Origin of the sequence: Alienimonas chondri, from assembly GCF_013036045.1 — a bacterium.
GTDB lineage: Bacteria > Planctomycetota > Planctomycetia > Planctomycetales > Planctomycetaceae > Alienimonas > Alienimonas chondri.
In genome coordinates, this window is the sequence record NZ_WTPX01000087.1 from 1 (window position 1) to 21,077 (window position 21,077).

Here is a 21,077-nt window from a genome sequence, read left to right on the forward strand (position 1 = left end):
GGCGGGCGGTGATCCGCATGAGCGGCCCCGGCTCGCCGCGGTTGTTGCGGGGCCTGTTCAGCCCATCGAACGCAGAGGCCTACCCCGGCCACGTCGCGGGGCGGCACGTCGGCGCGTTGCGGCTCGAACCGTTCCCCGTGCCGGTGCGATGCACCGCATTCGTTTGGCCGACCCAACGCAGCTACACCGGTCAGCCGAGCGCCGAGCTGCACTTGCCCGGGTCGCCGCCGGTGGTGGAAGCGACGCTGGCGGCGTTGCACGCCGCGGGGTTTCGTCCTGCCGGTCCCGGGGAGTTCACCCTGCGAGCGTTCCTCGCCGGACGGGTGGGGCTGACGGAGGCCGAGGCGGTGCTGGGGGTGATCGACGCCGCCGATCCGGGCGAATTACATACGGCGCTCAATCAGCTCACCGGGGGTGTCTCCAATCGGCTGGAACCGCTGCGGAGCGACCTGCTGGACCTGCTGGCGGACCTTGAAGCGGGGCTGGACTTCGCGGAGGAGGACGTTTCGTTCGTCGCTCCAGACGTGCTGCGTGGCCGGATTGAGGACGGACAGCAGGCGGTACGGGATCTCGTTGCAGACGCGGCCGGGCGGGCGGTGTCAGGCGTGACGCCGCGGGTCGTGTTGGCGGGGCCGCCGAACGCGGGGAAGAGTTCGCTGTTCAACGCCCTGTCCGGTCGGTCGGCGGTGTTGGTCTCGCCGACGGCGGGGACGACCCGGGACGACGTCAGCACGGACGTCTCGTTGGGAGGACTGACGATCGAATTGGTCGATACCGCCGGCGAGGAAACGGCTGGCGACGACCTCTCCGCGGCCGCCCAGCACCGGCGGGCGGAGACGTTGGGCGCCGCGGACCTCGTGCTGCATTGCGTGCCGCCGGGCGGTTCCGTTCCCCCCGTCGGCGAGGGTCTGGTCCTCTTCACCAAAGCGGACCTGCGGGGGACGATCGAACCGGGGACGCTGGCGGTCTCGGCGACGACCGGGGACGGGTTGGAGGAACTGCGAACCGCCGTCGCGGAGGCGGTTCGCTCCGCGACGCCGCGTCGGCATCTGATCGGCGCGACCGCGGCCCGGGGGGGCGCCGCGTTGAACGAAGCCCTCGCGGCGCTGGACCGTGCGAGGGAGGTCGCGGAGCTGGGCGACGAACTGGTCGCCGCGGAACTGCGGGCCGCGGTGGACGCCCTCGGCGAGATGCTGGGCGTCGTTTATCATGACGACTTATTGGGCCGCATCTTCGGGCGATTCTGCATTGGGAAGTAGGACGGCGGGCGAGCCGGGGGGTCATCCTCCCGGGCCGATGAGCGCAGCGAATCGGCGCGAATCACGTTTCCGGTCCGGGGGGATAAACCCCCCGGCTCGCTGATCGCTGCGCGATCAGATCATGCGCCGGATCCAGACGAGCGTCAGGCCGGTGATCGCGGCGGCGCCGATGAGGTTTAGCAGGAACCCGCGGCGGGCCATCGTCGCCATCGTCAGTCGCCCGCTGCCGAACACGATCGCGTTGGGCGGGGTCGCGACGGGCAGCATGAACGCGCAACTCGCCGAGGCCGCCGCGGGCAGCATAATCAGGCTCGGTTCGACGCCGATCTCCACCGCCACCCCGGCCAGCACCGGCAGCACGATCGAGCAGGTCGCCACGTTGCTGGTGATCTCCGTCAGGAAGGTCATCACCAGGCAGACCGCCCCCACCAACACCCAGTCCGGCTGGCCGCGGACCGCATCGCCGAGTTCCTTTCCGACCCATTGGGACAGCTCCGTCACCTCGAAGGCGAGCGCCAGCGCCAGCCCCGCGCCGAACAGCAATAAAATATCCCACGGCAGGCGTTCGGCGGTCTCCCAGTTGATGAGTCGAGACCCGCGTCCGTCGCCGGCCGGCAGGGCGAACGCCAGCACCGCACAGAGGATCGCGACGGTGCTGTCGTCCGGTCGCAGGATGGGCCGCAGGCCGCGTTCGTTGATATTCGTCTCGACCCACGCCGCTCCCTGCTCCGTCGCCTCGACGGCGGCGAACAGCGGCTTGGGGATCACCCACAACGCCGCGGCGAGGCCGAACACCGCCAGCATCCGCCGCTCCGGCGTCGTCAGTCGTCCGAGAGACTGCAGACGCTCCGCAAAGAAGGACCGCCCGACCGCCGCCATCCCCGCGATCGGCCGCAGGTTCCATGTCAGCAGCCCCCACGCCAACAGCAACAGCACGATGGAAACGGGGGCGAACGCGACGATCCAGCGGTCGAAAGAAAACCGGTCCAGCGACGCCTCCGGAAACGATTCCTGCCACGCCCCGATGAAGGCGATATTCGTGGGCGTGCCGATGGGCGTGGCGATCCCGCCGATGCTCGCCGCCCACGCCAAACCAAGCAGCAACGCCACCGTGAGTTTGCGGCGGTCGACGGCGCCGGCTTCCGCGGTCACGCCCTCCCGCTCTCCTTTCGTCAGCGCGTCCAGCATCGCCACCGCGACCGGCAGCAGCATGATCGTCGCGGCGGTGTTGGAGATCCACATGCTCAACCCCGCGGCGGCCAGCATAAATCCGGCGACGACCCGCCGCGGCGACGTGCCCGTCAGCCGCAACGTATGCAGGGCGAGACGTTCATGGACGTTCCAGCGTTCCAACCCCAACGCCAATAAGAACCCGCCGAGATATAAAAACACGAGCTTGTTAATATACGCCTCGGACGCCGACCCGACGTCCAGCACGCCGCACAGCGGGAAGGCGACCAGCGGGACGAGGCTCGCCGCCCCCAGCGGGATCGCTCCGGTGAACCACAGCGCGGCGGTCAGAGCCGTGATCGCCAGGGTTTTATGCGCCCCCGGCGTCATGCCCTCCGGCACGTCGGTCATCAAGACCGTGGCGAACGTCAGCAGCGCCAGCCACACGCCCCAGCGGCCGAAGAAACCGGGACGGGCGGCGTTCGACCCGTTGTCAGGCGAACTCGGGGGCGGGGGCGGATCGCTCATCAGGTTCCTCGCTTCGCCGTCGCCGGGAGGCGGCGCGCCCTCCGCGGCGATCGGAGTCGGCTCCGGGGACTCGGATCAAGCGGGGATGATGCCCCCGCGACCGTGCCGGCGGTAGGCTGGGCGGGTCCGGAGTCCTCCGTGAGGCCGGACTCCCGTGCCCGTTCGTCCCCCCAGTCCCCTGCCCGTCCCGATGCGCGACGTCTTCCCCCTCGGCGTGTTCACCAGTCTCGACGCCGGCCTCGGCGTGCGGTTGGACGTGGCGAAGGAATTGTCGATCCCCACGGTGCAGCTGCACGCCCCCGCCCCGGCGAGCCGGACCGCGGCCCACGCCGCCAAGTTCCTCGCCGATCTGGACGACGCGGACATCGTCCTCACCTGCGTCTTCGCCGGCTTCGAGGGCGAAAGCTACGCCAGCATCCCGGAGACCGCCCGCACCGTCGGCCTCGTTCCGCGCGAGCTGCGCGAGGCTCGCGCCGCGGAGTTGTGCGCGATCTCCGACTTCGCCGAGGACCTTCGCAGCCCCGCGGTCGGCCTGCACGTCGGCTTCGTCCCGGAAGATCGCACGGGCGAGGACTACAAGGACCTCGTCGCCGTCGTCGGCCGTTGCTGCGATCACGCCGCGGAGAACGGCCAGACGATCAACCTGGAGACCGGCCAGGAGACCGCCTCGCACCTGCTCGATTTTCTGAGCGACGTGAACCGGGAGAACCTCGGCGTGAACTTCGACCCCGCGAACCTGCTGCTGTACGGCACCGACGAACCGCTGCCGGCGCTGCGGAAGGTGGCGGACTTCGTCAAAAGCGTGCACTGCAAAGATGCGAAGCGCGCCCCCGCCGACGTCCGCGGCAAGGAGTGGGGCGAAGAAGTCGCGTTGGGCGAGGGCGAGGTCGGTATGACGGATTACCTCCGCACGCTGCACGAAATCGGCTACCGCGGCCCCCTCACCATCGAACGCGAGATCCCCGAAGACCGCGACCGCCAAAAAGCCGACGTCGCCAAGGCGCTGGACGTGTTAAAAGCGGCGCGGGCCGAGGTGCTGGGGAGGTAGACGCTGACGTATCGCGTCCCGGCCGTCCCTCACCCCTCCAGCGTGCGACGTAGCGGAGGCGGGAAGCGGGCGACGTTCTCCGCATAAGTCGCGCCCAGCGGGACGGTCACATAGTGACCGGGATCGAGAAACAGCGGCATGTCCGGCAGGTCGTCGCCGACCGCCAACGGTTGTAGATACGCCACCGGCGGGTCGTCGGCGACGTAGGAGGCGAGCGTCAACGGCGTGGCGGGATCGAGTTGATAGACGTCGCTCCATTCCGCCCCGATCTCTGCCGGCAGCCCATCCGGGGCGGATGCAGTCGGCGGATAGAGATCGATCACCAACACGTGCACGCCGGCTTCCACCGCGGAGACGACCTTGCCCACGAACTGCGCCACGCTCGCGGGCCGATCCTTATTCGCCCGGGACACGATCTCGATCAACGCAACCAGTCGGCCGCCCTCGTTGCGGCGGACCGCCAGATACTTCCGCGGCGTCCGCGTGCGGACGGCCCCGCGATACTCGCGTCGTTCGGCGACGGGCGGCGGAGCGGTCGCCACCGCCAGCCCCGCCGACGGTCCGCCGGTAGAGGTCGGCGCGTGCAACGCCAGCAGGTCCGGCACGACCTCGCCGGTCTCTGATTCCAGCATCGCGTAATACCCCTCCGGCATCACTCCGTCGTTCAGCGCATCGTACAGCCGCGTGAGCCACGCATTGTGAAATCCGCGGAAGGCGTCGCCGGGGAGACGGGTGAAGTCGTGGACGGGCATCGCAGCGGCGTTTCGGGCGGCGGGCGGGGCTGCCATGATAACCGCCCGGCGACCGTCGGGGGCGAGCCGTCAGTTCATGCGACTCATGCCGCCCCGCAACTCCGCGGGGGTATTGTAGGAGATGCGTTCCGGCCAGTCCGGGGGGAGATCGACGGCGGCGGCGTGCGTTTCCGGGGCGGAGAGCAAGGCTTGATAGGAACGCTCGCCGCGGTTCAGTCGACGCTGGAGCGCCGGGCGGAGGGCGACGTGATAAAGCCCCGGGAACGGCTCCCAGCCGTCCGGGCGGAAGGCCGCCGCCAAGGCGCCGGGGGTCGCCGCAGCCCTCAGTCGCCGCATCCACGGGGCGGGCAGGTCGAACAGGTCGCAGCTAATCACCACCGCCCACGTCGCCCCGCGGGCGGCGGCGTCGGCTAATGCGGCGTCGAGGCCGGCGAGAGGGCCGGCGTCCGCCACGGCGTCGGCGATCGTGCTCACCCCCAGGTCTTCATACTGCCCGGCCTCCCGCGCCACCGCCGTGACGGACGGGGCGCCGAAGTTCGTAAACACGCCCGCCAGATGCACCAGCGCCGGCGTACCGTCCCGGTCGACGGACGCCTTGTCCGAGCCAAAGCGGCGACTGCGACCGCCGGCAAGAATATAAGCCGGCAGATCGGCGGCGGGCAGTGCGAGCGTGGACATCGTCATTCGTTCTCGTCAGAGTCGCCGCGAGCTTCGCGGTCGGCGCGTTCACGGGCGAACTGCACCTGCGCCCAGCTCCAAGCGGCGACGGTCGCGGGGAAGCCTCGGGTGTTCATCCCTAATAAAATCGCCTGTTCGATCTCCTCCTCGGTCGCTCCCGCCGCCATCGCCCGGCGGACGTGGCTGCGGAGCGCCGACTCCAATCCGGCGCCCAATGAAATCCCGATTTTAATCAGGAATTTCGTCTTCGCATCCAGCGGACCGACGGCGTCCACCGCGTTCGCCATCCGCTCATGCTGGATGACGACCTCCGGGAACTTCGCCGCGAACGCTCGATAGGTGCCGGGCAACTTTTTTCCCTCAGGGCGATCGCCGGGCGGGGGCGGCGTGCGAGATGAATCGGACATGGTCGGGCCTTCGGCGCTGGCGGACATGACTCAATAGACGTCGCGACAGTACCGCTTCGTCTTCTTCAAGTCCTGCACGAAGGCCTTCGCCGCGGCCTCCCCGCCGGCCCGGTCGGCGACGATCGCGTGCAACGCCCGGTCCACGTCGACCGCCATCCGTTTCGCGTCCCCGCAGACGTACAGGTACGCCCCGTCGCTGAGCCACCGATACAGCTCGTCCGCGGACTCCAGCATTTTATTCTGCACGTAGACCTTCGCCTCCTGATCGCGGCTGAACGCCGTGTCGAGGCGTTGCAGCACGCCGCGGTCTCGCAGGGCGTCCAGCTCCTCACGATATAAGAAGTCCGTCTCCGCCCGCTGATCGCCGAAGAACAGCCAGTTGCGACCGGGCGAGTTCGTGACGGCTCGTTCCTCAAGGAAGGCCCGGAAGGGAGCGATGCCAGTGCCCGGCCCGATCATAATCGCCGGCGCCTGCGGGTCCGGGGGGACGGTGAAGCCGTGCGATTTTTGCACGTAGACCCGCACCTTCTCGCCGATACGCAGACGGTCGGCGAGCATCGTGGAGGCCACGCCCTTCCGTTTGCGATCGCCGGCGGCCCACTCCACCCGGCCCACGGTGAGGTGTACCTGTCCGGGATGGGCCTTGGGCGAGCTGCTGATCGAATAGAGCCGCGGTTGCAGCGGGGAGAGCGCCGTGACGAACGCCGCGGCGTCCAGCGTCGCCGAGGGGGTCGCTCGCAATAAATCGAGCACGTCCCAGCCGTCGATCGTGTCTTCGTCCTCCAGCGCCGCCTTCACCACGGCCGCCTGGGCGGCGTCCGTGCAGAGGGGGGCGAGGAGTTCCAACAGTTCCTCCGTGATCTCCGTCAGGCAGACGCGTTCGATAAGAGCCTGCCGCAGCGAACAGGCATCCCCGGCCTGCGGAGCGACGGCAGCGGCCGGGTCGCCCCCCAGCGCTTCTATCATCTCGTCCACCAGGTCGCCGCAGTTGGTGGGATAGAGACCGAGGGAATCGCCCACTTCGTAGGCCAGATCGCTGCCGGCGAGGTCGATCTCGACGTGCGACGTATACTTCGCGGACCCTTCGCCGTTGAGGTTGCGGACGGTCAACAGGGTGGCGGGAAAGGGGTTGTCGCGAGTCCATTGCGGCCCGGACGCGGCGCCTGCGGGGGGCGCCGCGGCGGCATCGGCGGACGCGACGTCGGCGGGAGCCCGGGCCATTAGTTCCTTCAGTTTCTTGGCCGTCTCCTTGCCGCCGGGGGTGCACTTCTTGAGGCTCTTCTCCGACCCGTCCGCGATCGCCTCTGCGTAGGTTTGGCAGAGATAGCCGCAGCTCCCGCAATCGAGCTGCGCCATCGCCGCCATCATCTTGCGCTTCAGCGGCTTGCCCTCCGCCAGTTCCATCCGCTCCTCCAGCGGCATGGCGTCGTCATGCCAGGGGAAATCCTCCTCCTCGGCTTCCGGCTCCGCGTCCAGCCCCGGTCCCTCGGCGATCAGCCCCTGCACCGCAGCGCCGGCCGCCCCGTTCAACGCCGCGGAGGCCCCGCCGCCAGCGTTTTGCAGGCCGACCCAACCGGCGAGGAATCCGTTCAGCCAGGCCCGCTGCTCTTCGTCGAAGGGAGCGGAATCCGGGAGGAGGGAGAACGGCGTCGGTTGAAGCTTCGACATCGGGCCGGCGGGGTCAGGGTGAGGGGAGGAAGCGGACTCGACAAACGAACGGCTACGCCGCGGTCACGGGCGGCGTGTATCCCGAGGCTGCTTTGAGGTCGTCGTCGGAGCGACGGGAGGCGAACTCGGCGAAGCTCTCGGCGCCGTTGCGTTCGCTGACGTAATGCTGCAATAAGTTGTGAACGAGCGGGGGGATGTCGTCGAAGGCGACCTCGCCAAAGAGCGATCGGGCCACGGCCTGTTTGTCCGCGTACCCGCCGCCGACGACCAGCTCATAGCCTTCGACCATGTCCTCTCCCCGTTCGACCTTCGTCCCGCGGAAGCCGATGTCGCCGATATAATGCTGGGCGCAGCTGTTCGGGCAGCCGGTGAAGTGCACGTTAATGGGCACGTCCAGCTCGATCCGTTCGTCCAGATAGGCGGCCAGCTTCATCGCCTGCCCCTTGGTGTCCGCGGCGGCGAACTTGCACCCGGCGTTCCCGGTGCAGGCGACCAGCCCGCTGCGAACGCTCGAGGCCTGCCAGTCCAGGCCGCAAGCCACGATCGCCTCTTTAGCGGCCTCTAAATCTTCGTCGGAGATATCCGGCAGGATCAGGTTCTGCCAGACCGTCAAGCGAATCTGCCGGGAGCCGTAGCGATCCGCGATCTCCGCGAGGGCGTGTACCTGATCGGCGGTCATCCGGCCGACCGGCAGCACGACGCCGATCCAGTTCTTGCCCGCCTGTTTCTGGGGATGAACGCCGACATGCGCCCAGCGATCGGGCGGTTCGGGGAGTCGATATAGATCCTCTTCGACGCGCCGCAGCGGCCGGCCGAGTTCCTCTTCGACCGCCTCGATAAACTTGGGGAACCCCCAGTCGTCCAGCACGTATTTCAGTCGCGCTTTTTTGCGGTCGGTGCGGTCGCCGTTCTTGATGAAGACCCGCAGGATCGCGTCCGCGACCGAGAGGCATTCGTCTGGCCTCAGCAGCACGCCGGTTCCGCGAGCGAAGTCCTTATGGCCGGTGATCCCGCCGAGGGTGAGGCGATAATATACGCCCGCCGGCAGGTCGTCCGTCGCGTTCTCCTCGGGCAGCGAGACGGCTTGGAAACCGATGTCGTTGGTGTCTTCCAGCGTCGCAATCCGCCCGCCGCCGTCGAAGCTGATGTTGAACTTCCGCGGCAGCCCGTAGAGTTCCCGGTGGTTAATAATGTGGTGATGCATCTCCTTGGCGATCGGCAGCGTTTCGATGAATTCCTGCGGATCGAACCCGCTGGTCGCCGCGGCGGTGACGTTGCGGACGTTGTCCCCGCCGGAGCCGCGGGGGATCACGCCCAGGTCGTTCAACGTTTCCAGCACCAGCGGGCCGTGATCGGCGGAGATCTCCCGGATCTGAAGGTTCCCCCGGGTGGTCACGTCGAGGTATCCGCCGCCGGAGGACGCCGCAAGATCGGCCAGTCCGCGGAACTGCCCGCTTCTCAACGCCCCCCCCGGAATCCGCAGGCGGCACATGAACGAATCCTGGTTCGGGGCGACGTAGAACAGCCCCTGAAACTTATAAAGGAAGACGTCTGTGCCCTTCGGGTATTCGCCGGCGGCGGCGGCGGTTTTCATCTGTCCCCACATCTCGAAGGGGTTTTTGTCGCGTTTGGCCTGCTCCTCCTTGGACAGCTTCTTGCCGTCCGCGAGGAACCGGTTCTGCGCTTCAATATGCACGCCCATCGGACCGTCCGGGACCGCCTCGACGGCGGCCCCGGCCGGGCCGATCTGCACCACGCTGCCGTTGCGGGCGCCGGCCGCGGAGCTATCCGACAACACGGGCAACCCCTGCACTTTCCGGGCGACGTCCGCCCCCAGGGCGAAGCCCTGCAGGTAGTTTTGCTGCTCGTCGGTGAACCCGTTCGACTTGGCCATCTTCGATTTCATCTGGGTGAGGCGCTGGGCGTTTCGTTCGTTCGATCAGGCGGCGGACGGCAGGAGATCGCCGACCCGCTCGCCCCTGGCGTGCTCGAACTCGGTGCGGGCGGCCGTCTCGGCTTCCGGAGCGAACCGCACCAGGAAGGCCAGGAACGACACGCCGGTCACGATCCCGCCGAGGATCAGGAAGGCCGTGGGCCACCAGGTCGTTTCCGTCTTGAACAGGAATCCGGCGGCGACGGCGCCGGCGTTCCCGCCGGCGCCCACGATGCCGGCCACGGACCCGAGACACTTTTTGTTAATAAACGGCACGACGGAAAACGTCGCTCCTTCGCTCATCTGGGTGAACAGGCTGAACACGATCAGGGCCGGGATCGCCAGGACCAGCGCGCCGGTCGTCTGCGAAAACAGCATCAGCGCCAGCCCCTCGGCGAAGAGAGCCGCGAACAGCCACAGCACGCGCCCTTTCAGGCCGCTTCTGCCGCCGAACACGTCGCCGAAGTACCCGCCCAGGCTGCGGGCGAACAGGTTCATTAAACCGAACGCCGCCGCGGCCAGACCGGCGGTCGCCATGTTCATGTCGAAGTTGTCCGCGAAGTGCAGCGCGGCGACGTTGTTGATCGTCAGTTCCACCCCGAAGCAGGCGCCGTAGATCACGAACAACACCCAGACCCGCGGGTCGCGACAGGCTTCCAGGAAGGTGCCGTTGGTGGAATTCGCGGGGGGCAGCTTTCCCTCGGCCCGCAGCGGTTTGAGGTTTCCTTCCGGCGTGTCCTGCGTGAGGAAATAATAGGCGATCCCGGTCAGAAAACAGACGGCGCCCGCGGCGATCATCGACGCCCGCCAGCCCCAGTAGTCGCTAAATCCAAACGCCCCCACGAACACGGTCGTCATCACGAACGGCATCGCGAACTGCGTCACGCCGCCGCCCAGGTTGCCCCAGCCGGCCGTCGTCGCATTCGCGGTGCCCACCACGTTGGGGGCGAACATCACGCTGGTGTGATACTGCGTGATCACGAAGCTGGCCCCGATCGCCCCGATCGCCAGCCGGAAGATCAACAGCGTCTCAAAGTCCTGCGCGAACCCCACGCCCATCACCGGCAGCGAGCCCAGAACCAGCAGCCACGTATAACACAGCCTCGGTCCGACCCGGTCGCACAGCCAGCCGATCGCCAATCGGGCGAACACCGTCACCGACACCGACCCGATAATCAGCCAGCCGATCTGGTCGGGCGTCAGGCTCATCTCCGCCCGCACCGCTTTCATCAGCGGGGCGATGCCGAACCAGGCGAAGAAGCACAGGAAAAATGCGAACCAGCTCATATGGAACGCCCGCATCTGAGGACTCTTGAAGTCCAGCAGATTGATGCGGGTCGCCTTGCCGGACGGAGCGGCAGCGGCGGGGAGCGGTGGGCCGGCGGGGTCGGACACGGGGGAGGGCCTCAGGAAAGGACTCAGGGAGTACGAAAGGGCGAGCGACTAATTGGCGTCGGCGAGCAGCCTCGCGGCGCAGGCCTTATAAGCGGGCTGACGGGAGTACGGGTCGAATTGCCCGTCGGTCAGTTGATTCGTTTCCGGGTAGTGCATCGGGAGGAATAAACAGCCCTCCGGCACGCCGTTGGTCACGAAGGCTTTCGCCCGGATCGAGCCGCGTTGGCTTTCGACGCGCACCGTCTGTTCCGGGGCGATCTGCAAGCGGCGGGCGTCGCGGACGTGCACTTCGACGTACACGGAGTCCGGATAGAGCTTGCGAAGCACCGCGCTCTTGGAGGTGCGGGTCTGCGTATGCCACTGGCTGGCGCTGCCGCGGCCGGTCAGCAACGTGAACGGATATTTGCCGCCGGCGGCCTCCGGCAACGGGCGGGGCTCTTCAAACAAGAATTTCGCCCGACCGTCGGCATGATAAAAGCGGCCGTCGGCGAACAACCGGCGTTCGACGGCGGGATCGGCGCCCTCGGCGGGATAGGGCCACTGCACGCCGCCGGCTTCGTCCAAGTGGCGGTAGTCGCGGATCCCGCTGAAATCGCAAGGCATGCCGGCGGAGAGCCGCTTCAAGATGTGGAACGCCGCCTCCGGGTCGGTCCATTCCTCGAACAACTCCCCGCAGCCCCAGCGATCGGCGATCAGTTTGAAGATCGAGAAGTCCGCCAACGCCTGCCCCGGCGCCTTGCGGACCTTCTTGAGCAAACCGATTCGGCGCTCCGAATTAATGACTGTGCCGTCTTTCTCCCCCCACCCCGCGGCGGGCAGGACGAGGTCGGCGATCTTCGCCGTCTCCGTGCTGTGATACATGTCCTGCACGACCAGGAAATCGAGCCGACTCAGCACGTCGTCCAGTTGATTACGATTGATCCAAGAATGCGCCGGGTTCGTCGCGATCACCCATAACCCGCGGATCTTGCCCTTGAGAATCCCTTCGATGATCTCCGGGTAGGCGAGGCTGTCGCGGTCCGGGATGCGTTCTTCGGGGACGTTCAACATCCCGGCGACGGCGGCGCGATCTGCGGCCTTCTTAAAGTCCCGCCCGCCCAGCAATCCGGTCGTGTTGCTGAACAACCGCGATCCCATCGCGTTGCACTGGCCGGTGATGGAGTTCGCCCCGGTCCCCGGTTTGCCGAAGCTCCCGGTCAGCAGTTGAAAGTTGATAATCGCCTGGGCGGTGCGGGTGCCCTGATGGCTCTGGTTGACCCCCATCGTCCACCAGGCGGAGACTCGCTCCCGGGCCCGGATGCGGAGAGCCGCGTCGCGGAGCGTCTCCGCGGGCAAGCCGGTCTCTTTGGAAACCCGCTCGAAGGTGAACGCCTCGACGAACCGGGCGTATTCCTCGAAGCCGGCGGTGTGATTCGCGACGAAGTCCCGGTCGACCCAGCCGTTCTGAATAAAGTAGTTCGCCAGTCCGTAGAAGAACGATTGATCGCTTTTCGGCTTCGCCGGCAGATGGAGCGTGGCGTTCATCGCCGTTTCCGTCGCCCGCGGATCGAGGACGAGGATCTCCGGCTTCTGTTTATTCCGCATCACCCGCTCCCACATGATGGGATGGGCGAGACAGGGATTGGCGCCGACGAAGATCAGGCAGTCGCTCTCCTCGAAGTCCGCATAGGTATACGGCGGAGCGTCGAAGCCGACGGACTGTTTATAAGCGACCGCCGCCGTCGCCATGCACTGCCGGGTATTTCCGTCGCCGTGCACGAGGCCCATGCCGAACTTCGCCACGGCGCCTAATAACGCCATCTCCTCGGTCGGAATCTGACCGGTGGAGAGAAACGCGACGGACTCCGCCCCGTGCTCTTTTTGAATCGCCTGGAAGCGATCACGAAACGTATCGAGTGCTTGATCCCAATTGACCGGCTTCTGCTTGCCGTGGCCGTCCTTGAGCAGCGGGGCGACGGCTCGGTCCGGGGCGTCGAGCACGGCCAGCGCCTCCCACCCCTTCGGGCAGGCCATGCCGAGGTTCACCGGGTATTCGGTGGTCGGCGTGAGGTTGACCGCCCCGCCGCCGCCCGGTTCGCCGTTCGGGCCGTCTTGAAGATGAATATTCAGCCCGCAGCCGGTCGAGCAATACCCGCAGACCGCGGTGGTCGTGCGATCCGGTTGATTGACGACGGGCAACTGGCCCAGTCCGAATCGGCCCGGTTCGCGGAGCAGTTCGCGGGTCAGCCGGCCGGTTTTGGCCCGCAGCATCCCGGTCGCTTTGCCGATCAGACCGTCCCCTTCCGGGGTGAGGTCGGCGAGGACGCGGCTCGGTTTGAGCGGCTCGAATGAAGAACTCATACGGTCATTCCCCCCGGCATTTTCTGGCGGACGACCGCGGAGAAGAACAGGTATCGCTCCGCCAGTTCCCCGCCCAACGTGAGCAGAAACGCGGCGGCGGCGGCGTAGAGGGCGGCCGGGGAGTTCGCCGCGGGATCGCCCACGGCCAGTAGCGCGGGGATGACGACGCCGCCCAATGTTCCAAGGACGAACCGAGTCAGCGTCGGTCCGCGGAGCACGGTGGTCATCAGGACCGCGGTGCGTCGCATCGCGGTGAACTGCAGGTCGCGAAGATTCTGGAAGACCGCGACTTCATAGATCAACTTGCACGCCGCCGCCGCCGCCAACGCGATCGCCAGGGGGCGGGTGAGGTCGTGTCCGTAGGCGGCGGCATTCGGGAAGAGGTTGGCCGACAGCGTGCCGGTCAGCAGGGTGACGGCGAGACCCAGCACGACCGTGGTGCCGAGGAACCGCAGCGTCGTGCGGGGGCCGTTCCAAAACTCCCGGCGGACGACGACGTAAATCATCGTGCTGCAGAACACGCCCAGCAGACCCGCCCCGACCACCGCCCAACCGAGCGTTTGCGGCAGCCATTCGGAGCGTTCATAAAACTCCGGTCGCCACCAGGTCAGCCCGGCGTACAGCATCGCCAGCGGGGCGAACAGGCCGAAGGCGACGATCTCCCGGGAGAGCCAGGAATGCTTGAATCCGATCGCCGCCCGGAAGGCGAGGTGCGGCCGGCCGAGGTGCAACGTGCTGGCCTGCAAGGCCAGCAGGCCCCACGCCAGCGAGAAGAACGCGTGCACCGGGTCCGGCAACGCCCGCCCGCCCGCAGCTCCACGCAGGATGAGTTCGACCAGAAACGCCCCCACGGATAACTGCGTGAGCACCAGCATGATCGCCAGCGGCCAGTGCCCGTGCTCCTTGCGGACGTTGTAGTAGTCCGCCGGCAACAGGTTGCGGGGGAGGACGCGATTCGTTTTATAAACGGTGGTCGGAAGCGTGTAGTCCGGGTTCGGGGCGCCGGGCAGGAAGGCATTCGCTTCCGCGTGCTCGATGACGGAATCTCGATCGACGACGCGAATTGCGATCGCTTCATGCGGGCAGGCCTGCACGCAGGCGGGCGCCTCGCCGTCGGCCAGGCGGTCGGCGCACATATCGCACTTCCGCACGATCCCCTTGCCGGCGTGGTATTTGGGCACGTCGTACGGGCAGGCCAGCGTGCAGTACTGGCAGCCGAAACACTGGTCGTCCAAGTGACGGACGATCCCGGTGACGGGGTCTTTTTCGTAGGCGTCGACCGGGCAGGCGTTGAGACAGGCCGGCTCTAAACAGTGATGGCAAGCCGTGGTGACGTGCTGCAACACGGGCAAGCCCGAGGCGCCGCCGGACGACCCGCCCGCGGCTTGGCCGCCGCCATGCAATAAGCCGACTTCCCGCCACGCTTCGCCGTCGTCGAGGCCGTTCAGGCTATGGCAAGCCGTCACGCAGGCTTTGCAGCCGGAGCAGCGGTCGAGATCCACCTCGAACCCGTATTGCTGCCCCGGCCCGGGAGCGGTCGCCGGCAAGAGAGACTGATAATATCGACTCTGCCCGGGGCGGTCGGCTTCAGCGTGTTGCTGAGAGAACCGTTCAACCGCCGTGAGGTCCGCCTGTTGCGCCAGCAGAGCCGCGATTAAGTCGATCCCCTGCTCCGCGGGCGCTGCACTCAATTCATCGGGGGGCCCGCCTTGGGCGGACGGTCCGCCGAGAATCGGCAAAGCGTATTGAACGGACGCCGACATACAGGCGGGACGGCCGGGGCGGGGCACGAATAGAAGCGGCCGGACCATCCGGTCGCCGACAGCCCCAAGTTGCACGCCGCGTGCCGATCGCTTGACGAACCGCCAGATCGGCAGGCCGGGCTGCACATTCCCGATGCAAACGTTCGTCGCGAGACTCGTTTCTTCGGGAATCCGAAGGTCGTCGCGCCTCTCCGAAACGAATTCCAGACTGGACCGTCCCCTCAATGAGGCGGTGGTGCGCTCTGATCAGGCGCCGCATGCCTCGCCCGAGGGCAATGAAAACGGCCCGTACGCCGAGGCGTACGGGCCGTTCGGTTGATCAGCGGGCCGGCCCTCAAGCGGGGCCGAGGCGATCAGTAGTTGAAGGTCGTCTGGAAGTAGACGAACTCCCCGTCGTCGCTGGCTTGGGCGAAGTTGTCCTCCGCGAAGTCGCCGTACCAGAAGTGGGCGTAGCCGAGCTGGAAGCCGAGGTTCGGCGTCGCCTGATAGTTCGCCACGACGTCCAGTTCGTTGCCGATGTCCGTGCCGGCGTTCCGCGGTCCGAGTCCGACCTGGGCGACGTTATAAAGGAAGTCGCTGCCGGAGTCCTTGCGGAACAGATGATAGCCGCCGGTCACGGACAACTTGTCCGTCGGCTTCACCGAGGCGAACAACGCATAGTCCAGCAGGTTCTGCCCGTTGAGATTGTCGATGATCCCCCAGTAGGCGTGAGCCAGCGGGTAGTATGTATAAAACGTGTTGTTTTCCCCGTCGTTCGGGTCGTCGTCGCCGGAGCCGTAATAGAAGAGGGCGCCGACGCGGGGCTTCCAGGCGAGCGAGTTCCAGGTGTGACCGCCGGCGGCGTTGAAGAACGCCGCGGAGACGTCCTCGCCGTCGTCGTCGCCGAATTGATAGCCGCCCTGCACATCGTAGTCCCAGGTGCGGACGACCTTCCCGCCCCCGCCGTCGCAACCGCCGTCGCAGCCGAGACCGCTCGTCACCGGCACGGTCCCGGACAGGCGACCGCCGACCAGATGCCTCAGCCCGTCCGCCGACCGCACGCTGGGAATGCGGGCGCCGGTTCGCGACCGGGGGGCTTCGCGATCCTGACCGATATAAAAGAGGTCGGCGGAGGCGCCGCCGGCGAGTTTCCGGTTCAGCCAGGCGCCCCACAGCGGTTTGTCTTCGTCGTCCTCGTCGAAGCTGTTCACGTCGAACCCGCGGCTGCCCGCGGCGCCGTTGACCGGGTTGAGGCTGAACAGATCCAGGCGCCAGTCGTCCGCCTGGTGAATGAACTTATACCCCTCGAAATTGCGACGGGTGTTCGACCAGTCCAATGGGGAGAGCAGGTGCTGATCGCCGTAGAGAATCTCCTGCCGCCCGACCCGAAACGTCCCGGCCCCGCCGGCCACGTCATAGAGGTGGAAGTCCACGAACGCGTTGAGCAGATCCCAGCGATTCTCGTCGATAATCAGTTCGTCGATCTCGCTGCCGGCGTTGTAGGCGTTGATCGACTCGACGTATGCGCGAACGTACTCGGTCTTTAAGTCGACGTAGTTCCGGTTCCGCAGGAGTTGATAGCTGGTCGCGGTCTCGCCGTCCGGCCGGAGCCGGTTGTCTTCGGAGTGCATCCGGTGCCGGACCTGTCCGCCGGCGGTCAACGTGACGGTCGGACATTCCGACAGGGTGACGAGCTTGAAGTCCTCCCCGAAAATATAGGGCGGCTTCCCGACGTAGCCGGAGAAGTCGTTCTCAAAGAACAACGGCTTGTAAGGCGACGGCGGCGGGGTGACCGCCGGCGAAGAACGCACCCCGCCGGGGGCGCCCTGCTGAATCTGCTGCGGGCCGGACGGCGGCTGCGTGGGGCCGGCCGCCGCGTTCTGCGGGACCGCCGTTTCGGTCGATGCCGACGCGGTTCCGGATGCGGTTCCGGACGCGGGCGCCGGCGCCGGGGGCGGCGACTGGGCGTACGCGGGTCCGCCGCAGAGCAGCGTGAGGGCGACGCCCCGGGCGAGGCGACGAGCAAGGGGCGAGGTCAGCACAACCGACTCCATTCGGCATGGGTCGAAGGGGCGCCGTTCGACCGCGGGGGCAATAGTTCCTCCGCTCTATCGCCCGCACGCAGCGACGAATCATGCCCGAACAGCGACTTTCACGCGGAAATTCGCGGGCGTTGCGCCGCAGTCCCTACCAGTCGCCCAGTCGCCTTCGCGGACGAACGACTCAAGCCGTCTCCGGCCCCTCATCCGGCGCCGTGCGGGTCTCCACGCACCACGCCAGCCGCAGCAGATCGGCCAGCGACGCGGCGTCCAGCTTCTTCATCAGCCCGCTCCGCCGCATCTCCACCGCCCGCACGGTCACCCCGGCCCGTTCCGCGATCTCCCGGTTCGGCAATCCGCGTTTTAAGCCGTCCAGGACGTCCCGCTCTCGATCGGTGAGGGCGGCGAATCGACGGTCCAGCGTCCGCAGCGCGCGCCCCTGCGCGCGGCGGCGGGCGTCGCGACGGACGGCCCGCTGCACCCGCTCCAACAGGGCGTGCCGGTTGAACGGCTTCTCCACGAACTCCGCCGCCCCGCCCTGCAACGCTCGCACCGCCATCGGCACGTCCGCGTGCGCGGTGATGAAGATCACCGGCAGTTCGCCCCCGTCCGCCTTGTACGATTCATACATATCCAGCCCGCTCATCCGCGGCATGCGCACGTCGGACACCAGACAGCCCGGCCCGCGGTCGCCCCCGTGCAGTTCGTGCTCGACCAACCCTTCGCGGTGCCGTTGCAGGAACTCCGCCCCGGAGCCGTAACAGGCCGCCCGCATCCCCACGCTTTCGATCAGCCACTTTAGCGAGTCGCGCATCTGGTCGTCGTCATCCACCAAGTGCACCGTCGGCGTCCGCGGCGACGCGGCGGGAAGGGCGGCGGCGGACGTCGAATCAGCGGCGGGGGGCAAGTCGTACGTCACCCGGGTCCGTCGACGACGGGCAGCGAGAGGCTGAATCGGGCGCCGGCGCCGGGTTCGGAACGCACCGCCAACGTGCCGCCGTGCGCCTCCGCGATGGACCGGGCGATCGCCAGCCCGATGCCCGTTCCGTGGGCACGCCCGCTGTAAAAAGCATCAAACACGCGGTCCGCCGCCTCGGCCGGCAGGCCGTCCCCGTTGTCCTCCACAAAGAGTTCGACCGAGCCGTCATTCGGCACGCACAACCCCAGGGAAACCCGCGGGCGGGGGGGCGCAGCGGCGTCGACCGCGTCGAAGGCGTTGGTGAGGAAGTTCGTCAAGACCTGTTGAAGCTGGACCCGGTCTCCGGAGACCCGGAACAAATCCCGTGCCGTTCCGTCGCCGGAGTCCGCCGGGAGGGTCGCATCGAGGCGAACTTCCAAGCACACGCCGCGGCGGCGGGCCTCCTCGCCCATGAACTCCGCCACCTCGTCCAGCACTTCGACCGGGTCGAGCGGAACGAACTCCGTCGTCCCCCGCTCCGCCAGGCGGCGGATGCGGGCCACGATCGCCCCCGCACGCAGCGCCGCGTCGCGGGCTTTGCCCAATGCCGTCGCCAATTCGCCCAACTCGACGCCGCCTTCGCTCTCCAACCGCAACAAACAGCCCTCCACGTAATTCGCCACCGCTCCGAGCGGCTGGTTCAACTCATGGGCCAGCCCGGACGCCGTCTGTCCGACCGATTGTGCCCGTCCGACGCGGGCGGACTCGTGGAGCAGTTCCCGCTGCTTTTCCTCCGCTTCCAGCCGATCCCGGTGCTCGCGATGCAGCGCCTCGTTGGCTCGTTCGAGTTCTCGCGTGCGGTCTTCGACACGGTCCTCCAGCCGATCGCGGGCGTCGCGCAGCGCGCCGATCTGTCCGGCGATCGTGCGTCCCGCCGGCCGCAGCACGAACAGCCCGATCGCGGCTAACGTCACCAGTGCCAGCGCCGTCAGCCCCCACCCGGTCTGCCGCAACGCGGCGACGCGGGCGCGCGATTCCTCCTCGTAGAGATTCACGATGCGGTCCATCCGCGGCAGGTACTCGCGTTCGGCGGCGAGAATCGCCCCGCGACGGTCCGCCGGGTCGCCACGGCCGGCGATCAGGTCGGCGGCGGCGGCGTGGACGGCGTCGAAGTACGGTTTGAGTTCCTCGAACGCCGCCGAAACCGCCGGCGAATTGTCCCCCGGCAGGCCCAGCTCTGCATCGCCGTCCCGCAGTCCGCGGTGCGAACGGGTCCACAGCGCCAGCGTCGTTTCCAGTTCGTCCTGCCGACTCAGGTCGTCCTGCCGAACGGTCCGCTCGCCGGACGCCCGTTGATCGCCCGCCTTGAACATGGCCTCGGCCAGCGCCGCCTTCGCCAATCGCTGGCTGAGCATCCGCTGGCGTCCCGCCGCGTTGATGACCGGGGCGTCCGTCGCCAGCGCCAATAACGCGGGTTGAACGAGGAACTGGTTCGCCACGACCAGTGCCGCCGCGACCGTCATCGCCGCGACGAACCGCCGGTTTAACATCGCCCGCGGATCGGCGTCCTCCGGGTGCGCGTCGCCCTGGGGGTGTGCGGGGTTCTGAACGGTCGAAGCGTTCGCCAGACTCGACGGCGGAGACGGCCCGGAAGATGCACAGTTCTCCGGCACGGACGGGTCGGCGGGGTCTTCGATCATGTCGGCTCGGTCCGTGGTCCCTTCCGCGATACGTTAGCCCAGAAAGGTCGATTCCCCGCATGCCCACGTTCGCCTTCGACAGCCCCGCCGCCGCGATCGCCGCATCGAAGGCCGCGCTGGCGACGGCGGGAATGGAGGATGTTCCCCTGTCGGACGCCGTCGGTCGCGTGCTGGCCGTCGCGCCGGCCCTCGATCGGGACAGCCCCGCCTGCGACCTGTCGGCGATGGACGGCTACGCGGTGCAAACGGCGGAACTGCCGGCCGGGGGCGAGGGCATCGCGGTGATCGGGGAAGCGGCCGCGGGGTTTCCCCCGCCGCCGCACGTCGCGGGAACCGCGGTGCGGATCTTCACCGGCGCCCCGCTCTCGGGGGGCTGCGACCGCGTCATTCGTCAGGAGGACGTGCGGTTCGAGGAAGGACCGGGCGGGGTCGATCGCATCACGCCGCTCGCGGGGTGGGACGCTGCGAAGGAAGCCGGGGCGAACGTCCGACGGCGGGGCGAAAACGGCCGGGCGGACGATCCGCTGGCGGAGCCGGGCGTCGTCGTCACCGCCGCGCTGGTCGCCGCGGTCGCGGCCTGCGGGATCGACCGACTCACCGTCCGCCGCCGGGTGCGGGTGGCGATCCTGGTGACCGGGAGTGAGGTGCGCGAACCGGGCGGCGATCCGGCGATTCCCCGCCTCCCCCCGTGGCAGATTCGCGACGCGAACGGTCCAGCGGTCGCCGCCCTGCTGGGCCGTCGGCCGTATCTGGACGTCTCGGAACCGATCTACGTCGGCGACGATCCGGCGGCGCTGGGGCGGGCGTTTGCGGGGCTGCTCGATTGCCATGACGCCGTGATGACGACCGGCGGGGTCTCCGTCGGCGATCACGACGCCGTGCCGGACGCCGTCCGTGCGCTCGGGGGAACGACGTTGTTCCACGGCCTGCCGATTCGCCCCGGCAAACCGGTTTTTGCGGCGGCGTTCGGAACCTCGGACCGCGGCGGGCGGCTGGCGCTGGGTCTGCCCGGCAATCCGGTCGCGGCGTTGTGCGTCGCCCGGCGGATCGGCGTCGAACTGCTCCGCCACGTCGCCGGATGTGCGGGCGAAGAGCCGACGCTTCTCGTTGATATGACGCCCACCGACGGCCGTCCCCTGCCCCTGTGGCGGTTCTGGCCGGTCCTCCTGCGCACCGAGGGGGGAACGACGACGGCGGAGGCGCTCGCCGGCCGGGGCGCGTCCGACACCGTCGCCCTCGCCCGTTCCGACGGCTTCGTCGAGGTTCCCCTGCATGAACCGATGGCCGGCCGTTATCCCTTCCGGGCGTGGTAACAGACTGGGCGTGGTAACAGACGGTTCGCTCGTCTCCCCTCTCCCTCAGGGAGAGGGGTCGGGGGTGAGGGTGGGGACCCACTGGCCAACTCTCTTTCGTGGGGCGCCGGGCGCTGTGCGATCGGAGAGCAACGGAGTGGTGAAACGGGCATTGGGCGGCGAATGCCCCCTCACCCCCGGCCCCTCTCCCCCAAAAAGGGGAGAGGG

The 21,077-nt window shown here is 67.9% G+C and carries 15 protein-coding genes; 3 read left to right on the forward strand and 12 right to left on the reverse strand.

Translation table 11 applies throughout. The features are described 5' to 3' along the window. The coding region (locus LzC2_RS13340; protein WP_171187765.1) for a tRNA modification GTPase at positions 1-1,259 on the forward strand (1,259 nt) is incomplete at its 5' end. A gap of 114 nt (positions 1,260-1,373) precedes the next feature. Here LzC2_RS13340 and LzC2_RS13345 read toward each other — a convergent pair. Then, on the reverse strand, positions 1,374-2,957 hold the full coding sequence (locus LzC2_RS13345) for a DASS family sodium-coupled anion symporter (RefSeq protein ID WP_171187767.1): 1,584 nt from the start codon (positions 2,955-2,957) through the stop codon (positions 1,374-1,376). A gap of 190 nt (positions 2,958-3,147) precedes the next feature. On the opposite strand from LzC2_RS13345, the gene LzC2_RS13350 reads away from it, so the two are divergent. Further along, positions 3,148-4,005 (forward strand): sugar phosphate isomerase/epimerase family protein, encoded by an 858-nt coding sequence (locus LzC2_RS13350; protein ID WP_171187769.1) that lies wholly within the window; start codon positions 3,148-3,150, stop codon positions 4,003-4,005. 29 nt (positions 4,006-4,034) lie between these two features. Here LzC2_RS13350 and LzC2_RS13355 read toward each other — a convergent pair whose 3' ends face one another. The 11 genes from LzC2_RS13355 to LzC2_RS13405 all read right to left on the reverse strand — a co-directional run bounded on the left by LzC2_RS13355 (position 4,035) and on the right by LzC2_RS13405 (position 19,557). Further along, positions 4,035-4,757, reverse strand: a complete 723-nt coding sequence (locus tag LzC2_RS13355) for a DUF4058 family protein (protein WP_171187772.1) — start codon at positions 4,755-4,757, stop codon at positions 4,035-4,037. A gap of 69 nt (positions 4,758-4,826) precedes the next feature. Next, the gene (gene mobA, locus LzC2_RS13360) at positions 4,827-5,435 is read right to left on the reverse strand and encodes a molybdenum cofactor guanylyltransferase (protein WP_171187774.1); all 609 of its coding nucleotides are present in this window, start codon (positions 5,433-5,435) and stop codon (positions 4,827-4,829) included. 2 nt (positions 5,436-5,437) lie between these two features. Next, a complete protein-coding gene (locus LzC2_RS13365; RefSeq protein ID WP_171187776.1) occupies positions 5,438-5,842 on the reverse strand; it encodes a carboxymuconolactone decarboxylase family protein in 405 nt (134 codons plus the stop codon). A 30-nt stretch (positions 5,843-5,872) separates the two neighbouring features. Then, positions 5,873-7,510: a sulfite reductase subunit alpha gene (locus tag LzC2_RS13370; RefSeq protein ID WP_171187778.1), complete on the reverse strand. Its 1,638-nt coding sequence runs from the start codon at positions 7,508-7,510 to the stop codon at positions 5,873-5,875. A 52-nt stretch (positions 7,511-7,562) separates the two neighbouring features. After that, positions 7,563-9,404, reverse strand: a complete 1,842-nt coding sequence (locus LzC2_RS13375; protein WP_171187780.1) for a NirA family protein — start codon at positions 9,402-9,404, stop codon at positions 7,563-7,565. A 45-nt stretch (positions 9,405-9,449) separates the two neighbouring features. Next, positions 9,450-10,745: an MFS transporter gene (locus LzC2_RS13380; protein ID WP_171187788.1), complete on the reverse strand. Its 1,296-nt coding sequence runs from the start codon at positions 10,743-10,745 to the stop codon at positions 9,450-9,452. Positions 10,746-10,886: 141 nt separating this feature from the next. Next, positions 10,887-13,088, reverse strand: coding sequence for a molybdopterin oxidoreductase family protein (locus tag LzC2_RS13385; RefSeq protein ID WP_171187789.1), 2,202 nt, complete (start codon positions 13,086-13,088; stop codon positions 10,887-10,889). A gap of 86 nt (positions 13,089-13,174) precedes the next feature. Continuing rightward, positions 13,175-14,968, reverse strand: coding sequence for a DmsC/YnfH family molybdoenzyme membrane anchor subunit (locus LzC2_RS13390; protein ID WP_315854666.1), 1,794 nt, complete (start codon positions 14,966-14,968; stop codon positions 13,175-13,177). Between the two features lie 326 nt (positions 14,969-15,294). Further along, a complete protein-coding gene (locus tag LzC2_RS13395) occupies positions 15,295-16,962 on the reverse strand; it encodes an alginate export family protein (RefSeq protein ID WP_171187782.1) in 1,668 nt (555 codons plus the stop codon). Positions 16,963-17,143: 181 nt separating this feature from the next. Next, positions 17,144-17,878 carry a response regulator transcription factor gene (locus LzC2_RS13400; RefSeq protein WP_206678714.1) on the reverse strand — a complete coding sequence of 245 codons (735 nt, stop codon included), beginning with the start codon at positions 17,876-17,878 and terminating at the stop codon, positions 17,144-17,146. Continuing rightward, positions 17,875-19,557, reverse strand: a complete 1,683-nt coding sequence (locus LzC2_RS13405) for an ATP-binding protein (protein WP_171187784.1) — start codon at positions 19,555-19,557, stop codon at positions 17,875-17,877. Before LzC2_RS13405 ends, LzC2_RS13400 begins: the two co-directional genes overlap by 4 nt. Positions 19,558-19,616: 59 nt before the next feature. Between LzC2_RS13405 and LzC2_RS13410 the strand changes: the two genes are divergently transcribed. Continuing rightward, on the forward strand, positions 19,617-20,870 hold the full coding sequence (locus LzC2_RS13410) for a molybdopterin molybdotransferase MoeA (RefSeq protein WP_171187786.1): 1,254 nt from the start codon (positions 19,617-19,619) through the stop codon (positions 20,868-20,870). Positions 20,871-21,077 lie beyond the last annotated feature (207 nt).

Excerpts from the sequence above, each read along its gene's own strand:
- LzC2_RS13355 (WP_171187772.1), bottom strand. The coding sequence starts at position 4,757 with ATGCCCGTCCACGACTTCACCCGTCTCCCCGGCGACGCCTTCCGCGGA.
- LzC2_RS13410 (WP_171187786.1), top strand. The coding sequence starts at position 19,617 with ATGCCCACGTTCGCCTTCGACAGCCCCGCCGCCGCGATCGCCGCATCG.
- LzC2_RS13375 (WP_171187780.1), bottom strand. The coding sequence starts at position 9,404 with ATGGCCAAGTCGAACGGGTTCACCGACGAGCAGCAAAACTACCTGCAG.
- LzC2_RS13370 (WP_171187778.1), bottom strand. The coding sequence starts at position 7,510 with ATGTCGAAGCTTCAACCGACGCCGTTCTCCCTCCTCCCGGATTCCGCT.
- LzC2_RS13350 (WP_171187769.1), top strand. The coding sequence starts at position 3,148 with ATGCGCGACGTCTTCCCCCTCGGCGTGTTCACCAGTCTCGACGCCGGC.
- LzC2_RS13345 (WP_171187767.1), bottom strand. The coding sequence starts at position 2,957 with ATGAGCGATCCGCCCCCGCCCCCGAGTTCGCCTGACAACGGGTCGAAC.
- LzC2_RS13405 (WP_171187784.1), bottom strand. The coding sequence starts at position 19,557 with ATGATCGAAGACCCCGCCGACCCGTCCGTGCCGGAGAACTGTGCATCT.
- LzC2_RS13380 (WP_171187788.1), bottom strand. The coding sequence starts at position 10,745 with ATGCGGGCGTTCCATATGAGCTGGTTCGCATTTTTCCTGTGCTTCTTC.
- mobA (WP_171187774.1), bottom strand. The coding sequence starts at position 5,435 with ATGTCCACGCTCGCACTGCCCGCCGCCGATCTGCCGGCTTATATTCTT.
- LzC2_RS13385 (WP_171187789.1), bottom strand. The coding sequence starts at position 13,088 with ATGCTGCGGGCCAAAACCGGCCGGCTGACCCGCGAACTGCTCCGCGAA.
- LzC2_RS13365 (WP_171187776.1), bottom strand. The coding sequence starts at position 5,842 with ATGTCCGATTCATCTCGCACGCCGCCCCCGCCCGGCGATCGCCCTGAG.